Raw genomic sequence first — 14,776 nt, forward strand, 5'->3', positions numbered from 1 at the left:
CTAAGAGGATCCACCGGCCCGCTCAGGCCGGGAGGCCGTTGTCGTCGGTCTCCAGGACCTGGGTCTTGAACTTCGTCAGGAACGCCGTGAGCTCACCGGTCGCCGACTCGATGATCGTGCCGCCGTCCTGCCAGGTGCCGTCGAGGTGCTGGAACTGCCCGGGCGGGTCGCCCTGGTTGTAGTGGATGTCGTGCACGCCGAGTCCGTGGCTGTAGGGCGCGCCGAACACGGACACCCGCCGGCTGCCCGTCAGCCGCTGCTCCAGCAGGTTCAGCGCGTTGTCCGCGGTGCTCTCGACCCAGCCGAACCGCGGCGAGCGGAGGATCGTGTTGACCGCCGCCGCCAGGGGACTCGCGATCAGCGTCAGGCAGCCGCGGCCGCGCAGCAACGGCGACCGCAGGTAGTCGAGCGCGCCGGAATTCGCGGTGCAGGGCAGGGGATGCCAGCCGGGGCCGAGGCCGGAGACCGCCGAGAACAGGTCCGCGTCGAGCTTGCGCACTTCGCGGTACTGCACGGGAACACCGCTCGGTGTCGACACGTCGACCGCGCACTCGTACTGGCCCTGCGGCGCCCGCACGGTCATCTTCCCGTGGTACCAGGACCCGAAGTCGTCCGGGTCCTCCCGGGTGAACGAGACCAGCGTGCCGATCAGGACGCCGTAGGCGGGCAGCGGCATCGGTTCCTCCTCGGGTCAGCGGAACAGCAGCCGCTGTCGGTAACTGGGGGTCGCGCGCTCGTAGTAGCGGGCGGCCCAGCTGTCGCCGGGCACGAGGTAGCCGACGTTCGCCGGGTCGTCGCGGAACTTCTGCTGCAGGTACCGGAAGTAGAAGTGGTTGAACAGCCGCATGAACTCGCCGAGGTAGATGTCCGCGACCCGGGTGTCGCCCTGGATCACGAGCATGTTCTCGTCGTTGTCGTGCACCGAGGCGTCGCTGAAGTTGCCCGAGCCGGTGATCACCAGGGGGTCGTCGCCGAGCGGATCGGCGAGCATGAACTTCGTGTGGGTGTAGCGGACGTGGAAGTTCAGGCCGGTCAGCTGTTCCTTGGTCCAGCGGTCGAGGATGTCCGTGCTCAGCAGCGATCCGACGGCGACCTTGACGTCGTGGTCCCGGGTGAACTCCACGTCGCCGCTGTCGGGCGGTTCTTCGAGGACGAGGTACCGCAGCACGTCGGACTCGCCGGAGATCGCTTCGGCGATCTTGTCGTGCACCCCGAACGCCGCGGTCATGAAGAACGACTTCCGCGCGCGCCCGGCTTGGCCGGCGTACCAGTCGATCAGGTCGAGGGTGGTCCGCGGGCTGACCACCGGCGAGATCCCGGCCGGCGGCGGCGTGGCCGGGGTCGGCGTGGCGGTGGTGTCGGCGGGCCGGATCTCGTCGTAGCCCGGGTCGGTGGACAGGCGCGTCCAGTAGGCGAGGTACTCGGCGGCGAGCGCGGGGTCGCGGACGAGGTGTCCGACGTTGGACTGGCCGAACAGGCCGCCCCAGGTGATGTTGGTCGAGCCGGTCCAGACGGCCTGCGGTTCGCCGTCGTGCAGCAGCACGAGGAACTTGTTGTGCGAGATGGCGCTGCCGTTCTCGCGCGGGATCATGCACGCGCCGAGCCCGGCGGCGGCGATGGCCGGCTCCGACTGCTGCCACACTTTGGCCCGCTTCGGATCCGTGCTCGCCTTTCCCCGCCGGTCGTAGATGATCTTGACGTCGGCTCCGCGGTCCGCGGCGGCCTTCAGGGCGTCCAGGACGCGCGGGTAGTTGAACTCGTACACCGAGCCGCGCAGCGCGAACCCGGGCCCGGCGGCCGACGCGACGAACTTCACGAGGGCTTCTTCGAGGCCGCGGGAGAGCCAGGTGTAGGCGGGGTCCGAGCGGTCGCCGGGCCGCGGCGGCCGCCCGAACCGCTGCGCGTACGCCTGGCTGGCGGCGACCCCGCGGTTGAAGTGGATCGCGTGCGTCCCGGTGTCGACGGGTTCGGTGCGGACGGTCACCGTGACCTCGCGGCGCTCCTCGAGGTTCTTGGGTTTCCCGTAGAGCGCGACCACCCGGTACACGTATTCGTGGTCCGGCTCGGCGGTGTAGTCGCCCCACTGGAAGGATTGCAGCGGGTGCTCGCGCAGGCTGACCGAGGTGCCCGGGGGAATTCCGTGTGAAGTTTCCTCGAACACCTTCATGCCGCGGAGCCAGTAGCGTTCCTTTTTGGCCGGGTCGGTGCGTTCGATGGCGAAGCCGAGCAGGCCCTTGGTGGCGCGCTTCGGCAGGTCGATCCCGAACAGCACCACGGCGGACCCGGCCACGGCGTGGACTTGCAACGAATCGGCAGTACTGCGGCTCCGCATGGTCGTGCCTCCACCCCGCCGGCCGTCCGTTCGGCAGCGGATCCACCCCGGCACTGATGGGTCGCGCGGGACGCGACGGCCGTTACGGGGTCAGTGCTCGCCGGGTGCCTGCGCGGTGTCGACCTGGCCCTGCCAGGTGGCCTGGGCGCCGGAGTCGCCGATGCGGTAGACGTCGAAGACGGCCGCGCCGGCGGCCGCGACGGACAGCACCGCGAGCACCACCGTGACCGCCGCCGAAGCCGGGGCGAGGAAGGTGCGTTTCGCCGCGCCCTGCCGGGTCTCCCGCGTGCGCCACCACACCAGCAGCGCCAGCACGGCCACCGGGAGCGCCACCCAGATCGCCGTGTCGCCGAGTTCGGTGTGGGTGCGCACCAGCGGCGTCCGCGCGACCCGCCGTTCGAGCCACTCGCCGGCGTCGGTGGTGATCGGGACGAGGAGCACGACGAGCACGGCCAGGATCGCGTTGGGCCCGGCGAGCTTCCCGCGCGCGGCCGGCCACACGGCGCTGAGCACCAGGAGCAGCGCGGACAGCGGCAGCAGCACGACGATGGCGTGCACGAGGAGGATGTGGGCGGGCAGGCCGTTGACGGTGGTCATGGTGTCCTTTGTGGAGGGTGACGGGTCTTCGGGGGTTTCAGGAGACGCGGGCCGCGGTGGTCACCGGTGGGCCTGGTCGATCGCCGACTGCAGGGACTGCTGGTAGCCCTCGGAGGTGTAGGTGGCGCCGCTGACGGTGTCGATCTGCGCGCTCTGGGCCTGCAGCGTCTCCTGGTTCAGTGCCGGCACGGCCGCGGTGTTGATCCGGACGTCACGGCCGCTTTCCTGCGGGTATTCGATGGCGTCCGCCGCGGTGATGCGGCCGCCGGAGACGGTGATCCGGACCTGGACCGGGCCGTAGCGGGTGTCCGCGGCGTCGCCGGTGAACGTCCCGTCGCTGCCGCCGCCGGCGGTCGCGGCGGGGCTCGTGGTGCGGGACGGCTGGGTCCGGCCGGTGACGGCGGGGGTGGAATCCGTGCTCGTGCGGTAGCTGAACAGCAGCACGACGACGGACACGGTCGCCGCGACGGCGATGGCGATCCTGCGCATCGGAAGTCCTTTCCTACCAGGCGAACCGCTCGTGGTGGACGCGGCGGGCGGGGACGCCGGCGCGGCGGGCGCTGTCGAGCACGGCGCCGGTCCAGGCGTCGGGGCCGCAGACGTAGACGTCGTGGTCGGCGATGTCGGGCACGAGGTGGCGCAGCACCTGCTCGTCGGGGACCGGGGCGTAGCCGGCGGGCAGCCAGGACAGGCGGTCGCGGGAGCGCCGGCCGAGCAGGTGGTGGACCCGGATGCCGCGGCGGGCCGCGAGGTCTTCGAGCTCGTGGCGGAACAGCAGGTCCGCCGGGCGGCCCGCGCGGTGGAACAGCACGGCTTCCCCGGGCTGGTAGGGCAGTTCTTCCAGCAGCGCGCGCAACGGCGTGATCCCGATGCCGGAGGCGAACAGGGCGATCTTCCGTCCTTTCCGGACGACCGCGGTCAGCCGGCCGTAGGGGCCCTCGAAGAACGCCCGCGTGCCCGGCTGCAGGGTGGCGAGGCGGCGGCTGCCCGGGCCGAGGTCCTTGGCGGTGATCCGCAGCCGGTGCCCGTCCGGGGCGGCCGAAAGGGAGAACGGCTTGCCGCGCGTCCAGCCGGGCCCGGTGGAGAACCGCCAGACGCAGAATTGGCCCGCGGCAGTGGGGAGCCGGTCGAGTTCGCGCCCGCGCAGGTACACCGAGACCACGCCGCGGCCTTCGGGCACGACCCGCTCGACGACCAGCCGGTGCCGCACGTTGAGCCACACCGGCCGTCCCACGCGGAACACGAGCACGGCGCCCGCCGCCGCGGCGTACGCGGCCCACCAGAACGCGGTCGCGACCGGGGAAGCGGTGAAGTCGGCGCCGGTCCACAGCTGGTGCGGCAGCGCGAGCCCGGCGCCGAGGTAGGCGTAGAGGTGCAGCAGGTGCCAGGACTCGTAGCGCAGCCGCCGCCGGGCCGCGCGCACCGACGTCACGGCGACCATGCCCAGCGCGGCGGTGCCGGCGGCCGCCAGGAGCATGCCGGGGTAGGTCGTCACCAGCACCCACGCCTCGGCCAGGACGCCGGAGCGGTCGGCCGCCGCGTAACCGAGGGTGACGAGCACGAGGTGCGCGGCCAGCAGCGTGATCGAGGTGAACCCGGCGAGCCGGTGGCGGCGCGCCAGCTCGTCCTGGCCGTAGCTGCGCTCGACCCACGGGATGCGCGCCATCAGCAGCAGCTGGAGCAGCAGGAGGTCGGCGGACAGCAGCCCGGTCAGCCGGCCGGTGGAGGTGAAGAAATCAGTGGTGAGGTCCTGCAGGCCGCGGCCGGACACCCAGAGCGCGACCACGAAGAGCACGCTCGCCCAGCTCACCAGCCCGGCGGCGTCGCGCCACCACGCGCGGACGGCAGGCCGCGCGATGCGGCGGGTGGCGAGCGTGGTGGCGGACATCGGGCTCCTCGGGTGATCGTTACGGGATCCACCCTTCCCGAGCCCGGTTAGCCGTCGACGTGATCAGGGTGAGAGTTCGGTAAGAGCAGCTCGGCGCCGACGGTGAACCCGACCACCGCGCCGCCGCCGGGGCGCGGCTCGGCGAACACGGTGCCGCCGTGAGCCAGCGCGATCTCCCGCACGATGGCCAGGCCGAGGCCGGAGCCCGGCAGCCCGCGGGCGCCGTCGGCGCGGTGGAAGCGGTCGAACACCCGGGCCGCGTCGTCGTCGCCGATGCCGGGGCCGCGGTCGAGCACCTCGACGCGGCTGTCGCGCACGACGGCCTCGATCGGGCCCTCGGGGGCGAACTTCACGGCGTTTTCCAGCAGGTTCGCGACCGCGCGTTCCAGGGCCTTCGCCTGGCCGGTCACCGCGGACGCGTCGGCCTCGACGCTGATGGCGCGCCCCGACCGCCGCCGGACGCGCTCGGCGGCGCGGCCGGCGATCTCGCCCAGCTCCACCGGCGCCGGCTCTTCGGCCTCGTAGCGGCGGGTGGCGAGCTCGACGAGCTCGTCGACCAGGTGGGTGAGCTCGCGGGTCTCGCCGTCGACGTCGTCGAGCAGCCGGGTCCGGGAGTCCGGGCTGAGCTCACCGAACCGGCGCAGCACGCTGGCGTTGGTGCGGAGGCTGGTCAGCGGCGTCCGCAGCTCGTGGGCGGCGTCCTGGACGAGCCGTTCCTGGTCGGCGCGGGCGTCGGCGAGCCGGCCGAGCATCCGGTCGAACGACGTCGCGAGCCTGCCGACCTCGTCGCGGCCGCCGGTGGGCACGGCGACGTCGTCGAGGCGGCCGTCGCTGACCTGCTCGGTGACGTCGGTGAGCCGGACCAGCCGCCGGGTGATCTGCCGGGCCAGCAGCCAGCCCGCCAGGGCCGCGACGGCCAGGACCAGGGCGCTGACGCCGGTGATCCGGGCGGCCAGTCCCTTCAGGACGTGCCGGGATTCGTCGACGTCGATGCCGAGCTCGATGGCGCCGCGGCCGGGCCCGAGGGCCACGGTGATGACCCGGTAGTCGTCGCGGCCGGCGGTGAAGTCCGCGTAGCGGTGGTCGCCGAGGGCGCCGGTCGCGGCCAGCGCCCGGTCGGGGTCCCCAGCCGGGAGGCGCACCCGGCGGCCGCCGAGCGGGCGGACGGTCCCGTCCGGGGCGATCGCCTGCGCCGCCATGGGCTGGGCCTCGTCGTGGTCGTCGTCATCGGGGCCGCGGGTGACCGGGCTCGGCGCCAGGACCTGCGTCGCCCCGGCGGCGATTTCCGCCGACGTCGTGAGCAGCGACCGGTCGAGTTCGGCGTCGATGCGCTGGGAGGCGGCCTGGTAGCTGAAGACCCCGACGAGGATCGCGACCGCCGCGCCGACCCCGGCGAAGGCGATGGCGAGCTTGCTGCGCAGGTTCACGACGGCCGCACCGAGTAGCCGACGCCGCGGACGGTGTGGATCAGCTCGGTGGCCCCGGCCTGCTCCAGCTTGCGCCGCAGGTAGCCGATGTAGACGGCGAGGTTCTTGGAGTCCGCGCCGAACTCGTAGCCCCAGATCCGCTGGTAGATGGTGGCCCGGTCGAGCACGATCCCGGCGTTGCGGACGAGCAGTTCCAGCAGGTCGAACTCGGTTTTCGAGAGGGTGATCTCGGTGCCCTGCCACCACACCCGCCGCGCGGCCGGGTCGACGGCGAGCTCGCCCAGCCGCACGGTCCGCCGCGCCTCCGGCTCGGACGAGGTCCGCCGCAGCAGCGCCCGCAGCCGCGCGAGCAGCTCGTCCAGCTCGAACGGCTTGGGCAGGTAGTCGTCGGCCCCGGCGTCGAGCCCGGCCACCCGGTCGGGGGTCTCGACACGCGCGGTGAGCATGAGGATAGGCGTGGGATCACCTTCGGCGCGCAGGACGCGGCAGACGCCGAGACCGTCGACGCCGGGCATCATGACGTCGAGGATCAGCACGTCGAACTCGTCCCGCCGGGCGGTGGCGAGCGCGCTGACCCCGTCGGCCACCTCGGTGACCCGGTAGCCCTCGAGGTCGAGGGCCCGGACGAGCGACTCCCGGATGGCACGGTCGTCGTCGGCGAGCAGGACACGGTGCGGCATGGCCGCCATCATGCCCGCGCGCCGCCACCGGCCGCGCGGGTGGCGTGGCCGGGGCCCGCGGGCGCCGGCGACACGTCCGCATCGACTCCGAGACCGGCGCGCATCTCGGCAAGCAGTTCGCCGCGCTTCCCGGAGTCCTTTCCGATGCGTTCCTGAACGTCGGCAGTGTCGTCACCGTCCCAGTAGAAAATCATCAGTGAAAGGCTGAAGACTTCCACGGAGAGCGTCTTGCATAATTTGACGACAGCGGAATCTGCTATTACCTGAATGACCGCCAAGGCGGCAGACATTCTGGCGCTTGCAGCTCTCAGACCCTCCACGATCTCGTCGCGCGCAGGTTCTTTCGGTCCTCGGACATAAGCGAGCCCAACCTTCTCCAGCTCCGTTCGGTGGGCGTGCATCGCTGCTGACAAAGCTTGGTCGAGGCCGCCGAGGAAATCCCCGAACTCGGCCAGCTTGCGCTCACGCCAATCGAGCTGGAACTCGTGCCTCCGCTGGTCGTCGAGGCGGCTTCGCTCACGCTGCCACCGAACTTCCTCGCGATCACGTTCTCGGTCCCAGCGCCGGTCTTCGCGACGTGAGGCAATCAGTTGCCCGCCCCAGCTGCCTGCCAGTGCACCGACAAAGCCCAAGACCGCAGCCCACCATGTCATGGCGGAAAGACTACGAGGTGATGGCAGTGAGTCTTGAAGTAACTGGCGCCGCCGCCGGCCGCGCGGGTGGCGCGGCCGGCGGCGGCCGTTACGTCGCTAGCGGGTGAAGGTGAACCAGTTGATGTTGACGAAGTCCGCCGAGCTCCCCGAGAACGTCAGGTAGACGTCGTGCACGCCGGTGGCCGCGCCCACGATGTTGGCCGGCACCGTCTGCCACTGCTGCCAGCCGCCGTTGTTCGCGAAGTCGATCTCGGCGATCACCGGGCCTGACACGCCGTCCAGGCGGGCCTTGATCGCGCCGCTCACCCCGGCCGCCGCGCCGGAGGCCAGGCGGGCGACGAACTGGTTCGGTGAGCTCGAGCCGAAGTCGACGCCCGCGTACTTCAGCCAGTCGCCGTTCGCGAGCCAGCCGACGTCCACTCCGCCGCCCGTGTCGCTGCACGACTCGTTCTGGGTGCCGCTCTGGGCGTTGTACGCCTCCGCCTGGATCGTCGAGTACGCGCTCCGGTTGCCGGAACCCGGCGGGGTCGTGCCGCCGCCCGCGCCCGGTCCCAGCGAGACCGTCCAGGACGTCGGGGCCGGGTCCTGGAGGTGGCCGTCCACCGGCTGGGCGCCCGTCGGGCCCACGTCGTCGTACGGGAACGCGTACCCGATCGACGCGTACTGGTGCACCAGGCGCGCGTAGTGGTTGGTCGTCGCGTCCCGGTAGTACTGCGAGGGTGGGACGCCGTCGGGCTGGTTGTTGCCGCCGGCGACCAGGAGGCTGCTGCGGTTCAGCGCGGCGGCCAGGCGGGCGGCGACCGCGCCCCGGGCGTCGCTGCCGGAGTTGTACAGCGGCCCGCTCGCGCAGCCGAAGATGTCGGCCGCGCTCGGCTTGGTGAACGGCACCCCGTTGGTGTTCAGGCCGGCGAACACGATCGCGTCGCCGCTGACCGTGCCCGTGTAGGAGCCGATGCCGCCCTGCCCGTTGATCGTCAGCGGCGTCGAACGGTAGTGGTCCCAGACGGCGTTGAGGTAGTTCGTCCAGTAGCCGCCGAAGTCGACCGGGGAGTGGCCCGGTGCGAGCACCCGCACCACCTTGCCGGCGGAGTCGGTGACGACCAGCCGGTCCCACGGTGCGCCGTCGGCGTTGTGCTGCGCGCGCAGCCCGTCGGCGATGCTGCCGAGGGCGCCGTCCGGCAGCGGGCTGACCGACTGCGCGCCCGCCGCGCCCGTGGTGGCCATCGACACCGGCAGCGCCACCATGTCGACGTAGCTGATGTTCGCGTAGAGGTTCGCGCTGTTGTAGGTGAACTCGCAGAACGTCCAGTTCGTCTGCCAGTTCGGGTCCGAGCTGGTGAAGCCGGGCTGCACCAGGCCGGGCCCGGGGTTGACGAAGAACTGGATCTTCTTGTCCACCGAGAACCACACCCGGCCGCCGATGAGGTAGTCGGTCAGCGTCACGGTGAGCTGCGAGCCCGAGCCGCCCAGCGGGATGGCGTAGTCCGGGATCGGCGTCACCGGCGAAGACGGGTTGGGCAGCGCCTGGAACCGGCCGTCGGCGGTGACGAACCCGGGACGGCCCGAAGTGTCCGCGCCGCTGATGTAGGCGTAGACGGTGCCGCTGCCGGAATTGTTCTTCAGCGTCAACGGCAGGGCAGCGGCGGCGCGGGCGGCCGGCGCGGCCAGTGCGGACCACAGCGGCGTGCCGGCGGCGACCGCCAGGCCCGCGGTGACGAAGGTACGCCTCGACAGCATGGCACCTCCTGGGGAAAGGGCGGGATTCCCACCGTGTCCGCCGGACGGTAGGTACGGGTTCCGGCGGGGTCAACTCCCGGCGGGCCGGGTTGGGGACTAACGGACCACGAACCTGCCCTTTCGTTGCCTGGACCAATCCGCCCGGTGGTCCGGTGTCAGTCCTTTGTGGACTGACAGGGCGACGCTCTTGCCTGCGGTCGCCCGGGCGCGCACCATGAGGTCGTCGGGGGCCGGAAGGAGCGGGTCATGGACGAACCGGCGATCGGGGTGACCGGCCTGCGCGTCCGCCGCGGCGGCCAGGACGTCCTGCGTGACATCGGCTTCACCGTCCGGCGGGGCACCGTCACCGGCCTGCTCGGGCCGAACGGCTGCGGGAAGAGCACGCTGATGCGCTCGATCGTCGGCGTGCAGGTCGTCAGGGGCGGTCAGGTCAGCGTGCTCGGCCGCGCCGCGGGCAGCCCGCAGCTGCGGCGGCGGATCGGCTACGCGACCCAGGACCCCGCGATCTACGCCGACCTGACCGTCGCCGAGGCCCTGCGTTACTTCGCCGCGGTGCTCGGCACGGGTCAGTCCGATGTGGACCGCGTGCTCGCGCAGACCGGCCTCACCGGGTCCGCGCGCACCCTGGTCGGCCGGCTCTCCGGCGGTCAGCGCGGCCGGGCCAACCTCGCCGTCGCCCTGCTGGGCACGCCCGAGCTGCTGGTGCTGGACGAGCCGACGGTCGGCTCCGACCCCGAGCTGCGCGACGAGTTGTGGAAGCTGTTCCACACCCTGGCCGCCGCCGGGGTGACGCTGCTGATCTCCAGCCACGTCATGGACGAAGCCGCGCGCTGCGACGATCTCCTGCTGCTGCACCAGGGCAAGCTCCTCGCCCGGGGCACGCCGGACGAGCTGCGGGCCCGGACCGGCGCCGCCGACCTGGAGCAGGCGTTCCTGCGGCTGATCAAGGGCCGGGAAGGGGCGACGCGATGAGCGCGGCGATCACCCTGGCCACCACCCGCCGGATCCTCACCCAGCTGCGGCACGACCCGCGCACGGTCGCGCTCCTCGTCGGCGTGCCGAGCCTGCTGATGATCCTGCTGCGGTACGTCCTGAACTCCGAACAGCGGTTCAGCGGCATCGCGCCGGCGCTGCTGGGCATCTTCCCGTTCACGATCATGTTCCTGCTCACCTCGGTCACCACGCTGCGCGAGCGCACGACCGGGACGCTGGAGCGCCTGATGACCCTGCCGATCGGCAAGCTCGACCTGCTGCTCGGATACGCGCTCGCGTTCGGCCTATTGGCGGTCCTGCAGGTGGTCGTCGCGGCCGGGATCTCCCTGACCTGGCTCGGTCTCGACATCGCCGGCTCGGTCTGGGCGCTGCTGCTCATCGTGGTTTTGGACGCGCTGCTCGGGACGGCGCTGGGGCTGTTCGTCAGCGCGTTCGCCCGCACCGAGTTCCAGGCCATCCAGTTCCTGCCGGTGTTCGTGCTGCCGCAGTTCCTGCTGTGCGGCCTGTTCGTCCCGCGCGGCGACATGGGCTGGGTGCTCGGTGCGGTGTCCGACGTCCTGCCGCTGTCCTACGCCGTGGACGCCCTCACCCAGGTGACGCGCTCGGCCGAGGTCGACGGCACGCTGATCCGCAACGTCGGCATCGTCGCCGGCTGCGCGGTCCTGGCGCTCCTGCCACCCTGCGCCGGCGCACGCCGTGAGCGTCACGGGGCGGGTACGGCGACTTCGGTGGTGAGGCCGTCGGACCACGTCAGGGTGACGCGGTCCCCGGCGACGGTCAGGGCCGGATCGGGGGCGCCGGGCCCGCCGCGGTCCAGGACGACCACGGCGGCGAGCACCTCGCCGGGCGCCGGGGGACCGTCGGTGGTGACGAACGGGATCGCCGTCACCGCACCCAGCGGTGACGTGCCGGCTTCGGCCGCCACGTCCGCCGTGGCGAAGCCGCGCAGGTTCCGCACCGCGGACCGCAGGTCCGGGGTTTCGGCCGTGGCGGCGGCGCCGGTCCGGGTCACGAGCGGCTGCGCGCCCGCCACCGGCCACCCGCTCAGCCGCACCGCCCGGACTTCGGCGCCGGCGGCACCCAGCCGCGCGAGCCGGATCTCGATCCCCTGGCGCACCACGGAAACGACGGTCAGCACCGGCCCCGGCACCACCGGGCCGCTGCGGCCCGAGCCGTGGTCCGGGCTGTCGTCACCGGTGGTGTCGACCCAGCGGACGCGGCCCCGGGACGCCGCCGCCAGCACCCCGCCCGGCAGCTCGGCCGTGTAGCACGTCGAGAAGCCCGCCCGGTGACTCGCCCGGCCGTCCGCGTCGAGCACGGCGACCGTGTTGTCGGGTACGGACCCGAGCGGCGGCACCGTGGCCGTCGAATAGCCGAGCCGGGCGTACAGCGGTGAGTCCGACCGCGGGTCGCCGGGGCGGGCGTGGTCCGTGCCGTGGTTGACGACCAGGGCGATCCCGTCGCGCCGCCGTCCCGAGACCAGCCAGCCGGGTGCGGCGATCACGCGGGCGACGTCGCCGGTCTCGATCGGCAGCGGCTCTTCGACGTCCGTCCACACGGGATGGTCCGCCGGCAGGGCGAGCCCGAGCAGGCCCTTGGCCGCCCAGTACGGCGAGCCGGGCCCGGAGTACGCCTGGCGCATGGCCGGCCAGGCCCGGTGCCAGCCGAGCGACAACACGCCGTCCGGTTCGAACGCGCCGCGGTCCGCGAAGTGCCGCACCATCCCGCCGGCCACCCGCCGGGTCAGGCCCGGGGCCAGCCGGGAGGTCCCGGTGAGCGCGCCGACCCAGAACGGCGCGGCGGCGGCGAAGCGGTAGACCAGGCTGCGGCCCTGCAGCAGCGGCGAGCCGTCGGCACCCACCAGCCGCACGGCGTCGTCGAGGTACTCGCGGAGGTCGGCGGCCCACTGGTGCCGCAGCGAGCCGGGGCAGAGGCTGCCGGTGACGTCGAACAGGTGCGTCCACAGCAGCGGGTACAGGTGCAGCGCCCAGCCCGTGTAGTGGTCGTAGGCGCGCTCGTCGCCGTCGCTGAGCCAGCCGCCGGGCCGCCGCAGCGAGGCGTGCACGGCGAGGTCCTCTTCGACGTCCGCCGCCGACCACGGGCCGCCCGCCTCGCGAAGGAACGACTCCACGACGATCCGGAACCACACCCAGTTGATCGGCGGGTAGGGCTGCCCGACGACGGTCGCCAGCCAGCCGACGACCCGTTCGCGGACGCGGTCGTCGAGCCGGTCCCACAGCCACGGCCGGGTCAGCTGGAGCACCAGCGCGATCGACGCGGCCTCCACTTTGGACTGACCGAGCTCGTCGGGCCGCGGCCACGCCTCGGGCGACGCCGGATCGGTCCCCGCGGCCAGCCCGCGCGCGTACGGCTCGAGCAGCCCGCCGGGATCCGCCCCGCGTTCGCCGGCCACGCGGAACCCGGCGACGAGGAACGTCCGGGCGAACCCTTCCAGCCCGTCGGAAACCCGGCCGTTGCGGCTGGCCGGCCCGGGCAGGTCGACCCGGGCGCCGCCGGGGGAGCGGTACGGGGCCACCGCGGCGAGCATCCGGTCGGCCAGGGCGGTCCAGTGCCCGCGCGTCCACCCGGTGTAGGGCGAAAGCCGCCGGTCCTCGAGGGCGGTCATGCCTGCACGGCCAGGGAGTGGCGGGTCACCGGGGCCCGCGGTGGCAGGCCGGCGGCGTAGCGCTCGAGCTCCCCGAGCGCCTCGGCGGTCATCCGCCGCGTCTCCGCGCCCAGCGAGCCCGCCACGTGCGGCGTCAGGACCACGTTGGGCAGGTCGTACAGCGGTGACGCCGCGGGCAGCGGCTCGGGCTCGGTGACGTCGAGGACGGCGTGCAGGCCGTCGGCGGCGCAGGCGTGTTCGAGGGCCGCGGTGTCCACCAGCGCCCCCCGTGCGGTGTTGACCAAGACCGCGCCCGGCGGCAGCGCGGCCAGCTCCGCGGCGCCGATCATGTGCCGGGTTTCCGGCAGCGATGGTGCGTGCAGGCTCAGCACGTCCGCCTGGGGCAGCGCTTCCGCCAGCGTCGCCGGCTCGGCGCCGGCCGCCCGGATCTCCGCCGGGTCGGCCACCGGGTCGACGACGAGCACCCGGGCCAGGTCCAGCAGCCGCAGCAGGGCGGCGACCCGCCGTCCGACGCGCGAAAAGCCGACCAGCACGACCGTGCGGTCGCGGCCGGACAGCTCGCCGCGCTCGTCGCGGTAACTCCAGTCCTCGCGGAACTTCCGGGCGTCGGCGGCCAGGAACGGCACCTTCTTGAACGCCCACAGGATCGCGCCCAGGGTGTACTGGGCGACCGGTTCGGCGTTGGCGCCGGCCGCCGTGGTGACCAGCAGGCCGCGGTCGAACACCGCCGCGCCGACGTGGTCGCGGACGCTGCCGGCGGCGTGCAGCACCGCCCGCAGGTTCGGCGCGGCCCGCAGCACCTCGTCGTCGAGCGGGGGACAGCCCCACGACGTGATCAGCACCTCCACCTCCGCCAGCCGGGCCCGCACCGCGGCCGAGGCGAGCTCGCCGGTCCACAGTGGATCACCGAGCCGGGCCGCGGCCCGCAGCCGCGCCAGTTCGGCGTCACCGAACTGCAGGTGCATCGTGTCCCGGCCCAGCACCAGCAGCGTCTCGGGGCGGCGCGTCATTTGACGCTGCCCGCCGCCAGCCCGGACCGCCATTGCCGGTGCAGCAGCACGAACGCGACCACCAGCGGCAGCACCGCCAGCAGCGAGCCGGTGATGACGAGCGGGTTGTACTGCGGGAACTGCGTCACCCGGGTGCTCCACTGGTACAGCCCGAGGCTCATCGGGAACAGCTGCGGGTCGGTGAGCATCACCAGCGGCAGGAAGAAGTTGTTCCAGATCCCGACGAACTGGAACAGGAAGATGGTCACCAGGCCCGGCCGCATCATCGGCAGCGCGATGGTGAAGAACGTCCGCAGCTCGCCGGCGCCGTCGGTCCGCGCGGCTTCGAGGACCTCGCCGGGCACCGCGGCTTCGGCGTAGACCCGGGCGAGGTACACGCCGAAGGGGTTGGTGAGCAAGGGGACGAACACCGCCCAGAACGTCCCGACCACGTGCAGCTGGGACGCCAGCAGGTACAGCGGCAGGGCCAAGGCGGTGGTCGGCACCAGGACGCCGGCCAGCGTGACCGCGAACAGCGCGCGCCGCCCCGGGAAGTCGAGCTTCGCGATGGCGTATCCGCACCCCGCGCAGATCAGCGAGCCGAGCACCGCGCCGAGGCCGGCGTAGAGCAGCGAATTGCGGATCCAGGCCAGGAAGACGCCGTTCTCCTGGGTGAACAGGGCGCCGAGGTTGGTGCCGAGGTTCCACTGCCCGAGCTCGAACGCGCCGGTCGTGGAGAAGTCGCCGACGGACTTGGTGGCCGAGGTGACCAGCCAGACCAGCGGCAGGACCGCGTAGAGCGCGGCCAGCACCAGCAGGACGTGCACGACCGTGCGTGACGTCCACCGCGAGCC

13 protein-coding genes and 1 pseudogene are annotated in these 14,776 nt (G+C 72.8%); 2 read left to right on the plus strand and 12 right to left on the minus strand.

Translation table 11 applies throughout. The annotated features are described in order from the left end of the window. Nucleotides 1-22: 22 nt before the first annotated feature. The 9 genes from AB0M93_RS44095 to AB0M93_RS44135 form a co-directional block, all read right to left on the minus strand. Complete coding sequence (locus AB0M93_RS44095) at nucleotides 23-676, minus strand: DUF2278 family protein (protein WP_364286002.1); 654 nt, start codon at nucleotides 674-676, stop codon at nucleotides 23-25. A 15-nt stretch (nucleotides 677-691) separates the two neighbouring features. Further along, nucleotides 692-2,290 (minus strand): phospholipase D-like domain-containing protein, encoded by a 1,599-nt coding sequence (locus AB0M93_RS44100; RefSeq protein ID WP_364286004.1) that lies wholly within the window; start codon nucleotides 2,288-2,290, stop codon nucleotides 692-694. Between the two features lie 132 nt (nucleotides 2,291-2,422). After that, nucleotides 2,423-2,929: a DUF2231 domain-containing protein gene (locus AB0M93_RS44105; RefSeq protein WP_364286006.1), complete on the minus strand. Its 507-nt coding sequence runs from the start codon at nucleotides 2,927-2,929 to the stop codon at nucleotides 2,423-2,425. A 60-nt stretch (nucleotides 2,930-2,989) separates the two neighbouring features. Then, nucleotides 2,990-3,418, minus strand: coding sequence for an FMN-binding protein (locus AB0M93_RS44110; protein WP_364286008.1), 429 nt, complete (start codon nucleotides 3,416-3,418; stop codon nucleotides 2,990-2,992). A gap of 13 nt (nucleotides 3,419-3,431) precedes the next feature. Beyond that, nucleotides 3,432-4,817: a ferric reductase-like transmembrane domain-containing protein gene (locus AB0M93_RS44115; RefSeq protein ID WP_364286010.1), complete on the minus strand. Its 1,386-nt coding sequence runs from the start codon at nucleotides 4,815-4,817 to the stop codon at nucleotides 3,432-3,434. Nucleotides 4,818-4,864: 47 nt separating this feature from the next. Then, complete coding sequence (locus AB0M93_RS44120) at nucleotides 4,865-6,244, minus strand: ATP-binding protein (RefSeq protein ID WP_364286012.1); 1,380 nt, start codon at nucleotides 6,242-6,244, stop codon at nucleotides 4,865-4,867. Then, on the minus strand, nucleotides 6,241-6,933 hold the full coding sequence (locus tag AB0M93_RS44125; RefSeq protein ID WP_364286105.1) for a response regulator transcription factor: 693 nt from the start codon (nucleotides 6,931-6,933) through the stop codon (nucleotides 6,241-6,243). Before AB0M93_RS44125 ends, AB0M93_RS44120 begins: the two co-directional genes overlap by 4 nt. Beyond that, nucleotides 6,933-7,577: a hypothetical protein gene (locus tag AB0M93_RS44130; protein ID WP_364286014.1), complete on the minus strand. Its 645-nt coding sequence runs from the start codon at nucleotides 7,575-7,577 to the stop codon at nucleotides 6,933-6,935. Before AB0M93_RS44130 ends, AB0M93_RS44125 begins: the two co-directional genes overlap by 1 nt. Nucleotides 7,578-7,673: 96 nt before the next feature. Next, complete coding sequence (locus tag AB0M93_RS44135) at nucleotides 7,674-9,314, minus strand: beta-1,3-glucanase family protein (RefSeq protein ID WP_364286016.1); 1,641 nt, start codon at nucleotides 9,312-9,314, stop codon at nucleotides 7,674-7,676. 246 nt (nucleotides 9,315-9,560) lie between these two features. On the opposite strand from AB0M93_RS44135, the gene AB0M93_RS44140 reads away from it, so the two are divergent. Together AB0M93_RS44140 and AB0M93_RS44145 are read left to right on the plus strand one after the other, a co-directional pair. After that, nucleotides 9,561-10,286: an ABC transporter ATP-binding protein gene (locus AB0M93_RS44140; RefSeq protein WP_364286018.1), complete on the plus strand. Its 726-nt coding sequence runs from the start codon at nucleotides 9,561-9,563 to the stop codon at nucleotides 10,284-10,286. Beyond that, nucleotides 10,283-10,918 (plus strand): annotated as a pseudogene (locus AB0M93_RS44145) (ABC transporter permease); the annotation flags it as partial. The gene AB0M93_RS44140 and the pseudogene AB0M93_RS44145, both read left to right, overlap by 4 nt. Before the next feature lie 92 nt (nucleotides 10,919-11,010). Here the strand turns inward: AB0M93_RS44145 and AB0M93_RS44150 are convergent. Genes AB0M93_RS44150 through AB0M93_RS44160 form a run of 3 tightly spaced genes read right to left on the minus strand, consistent with a single transcriptional unit; the run spans nucleotide 11,011 to nucleotide 14,749 of the window. Further along, on the minus strand, nucleotides 11,011-12,933 hold the full coding sequence (locus tag AB0M93_RS44150) for a DUF2264 domain-containing protein (protein ID WP_364286020.1): 1,923 nt from the start codon (nucleotides 12,931-12,933) through the stop codon (nucleotides 11,011-11,013). Then, the gene (locus AB0M93_RS44155) at nucleotides 12,930-13,943 is read right to left on the minus strand and encodes a hydroxyacid dehydrogenase (RefSeq protein ID WP_364286022.1); all 1,014 of its coding nucleotides are present in this window, start codon (nucleotides 13,941-13,943) and stop codon (nucleotides 12,930-12,932) included. The genes AB0M93_RS44150 and AB0M93_RS44155 overlap by 4 nt, the downstream gene beginning before the upstream one ends. Further along, nucleotides 13,940-14,749, minus strand: coding sequence for a carbohydrate ABC transporter permease (locus AB0M93_RS44160; RefSeq protein WP_364250799.1), 810 nt, complete (start codon nucleotides 14,747-14,749; stop codon nucleotides 13,940-13,942). The genes AB0M93_RS44155 and AB0M93_RS44160 overlap by 4 nt, the downstream gene beginning before the upstream one ends. Between the last annotated feature and the right edge of the window lie 27 nt (nucleotides 14,750-14,776).

This window comes from Amycolatopsis sp. NPDC051102 (assembly GCF_040682815.1).
Lineage (GTDB): Bacteria > Actinomycetota > Actinomycetes > Mycobacteriales > Pseudonocardiaceae > Amycolatopsis.

Bases quoted from the DNA above. Each gene is read 5' to 3' on its own strand.
- AB0M93_RS44095 (WP_364286002.1), bottom strand. From the start codon at position 676: ATGCCGCTGCCCGCCTACGGCGTCCTGATCGGCACGCTGGTCTCGTTC.
- AB0M93_RS44105 (WP_364286006.1), bottom strand. From the start codon at position 2,929: ATGACCACCGTCAACGGCCTGCCCGCCCACATCCTCCTCGTGCACGCC.
- AB0M93_RS44110 (WP_364286008.1), bottom strand. From the start codon at position 3,418: ATGCGCAGGATCGCCATCGCCGTCGCGGCGACCGTGTCCGTCGTCGTG.
- AB0M93_RS44115 (WP_364286010.1), bottom strand. From the start codon at position 4,817: ATGTCCGCCACCACGCTCGCCACCCGCCGCATCGCGCGGCCTGCCGTC.
- AB0M93_RS44125 (WP_364286105.1), bottom strand. From the start codon at position 6,933: ATGGCGGCCATGCCGCACCGTGTCCTGCTCGCCGACGACGACCGTGCC.
- AB0M93_RS44130 (WP_364286014.1), bottom strand. From the start codon at position 7,577: ATGACATGGTGGGCTGCGGTCTTGGGCTTTGTCGGTGCACTGGCAGGC.
- AB0M93_RS44135 (WP_364286016.1), bottom strand. From the start codon at position 9,314: ATGCTGTCGAGGCGTACCTTCGTCACCGCGGGCCTGGCGGTCGCCGCC.
- AB0M93_RS44140 (WP_364286018.1), top strand. From the start codon at position 9,561: ATGGACGAACCGGCGATCGGGGTGACCGGCCTGCGCGTCCGCCGCGGC.
- AB0M93_RS44150 (WP_364286020.1), bottom strand. From the start codon at position 12,933: ATGACCGCCCTCGAGGACCGGCGGCTTTCGCCCTACACCGGGTGGACG.
- AB0M93_RS44155 (WP_364286022.1), bottom strand. From the start codon at position 13,943: ATGACGCGCCGCCCCGAGACGCTGCTGGTGCTGGGCCGGGACACGATG.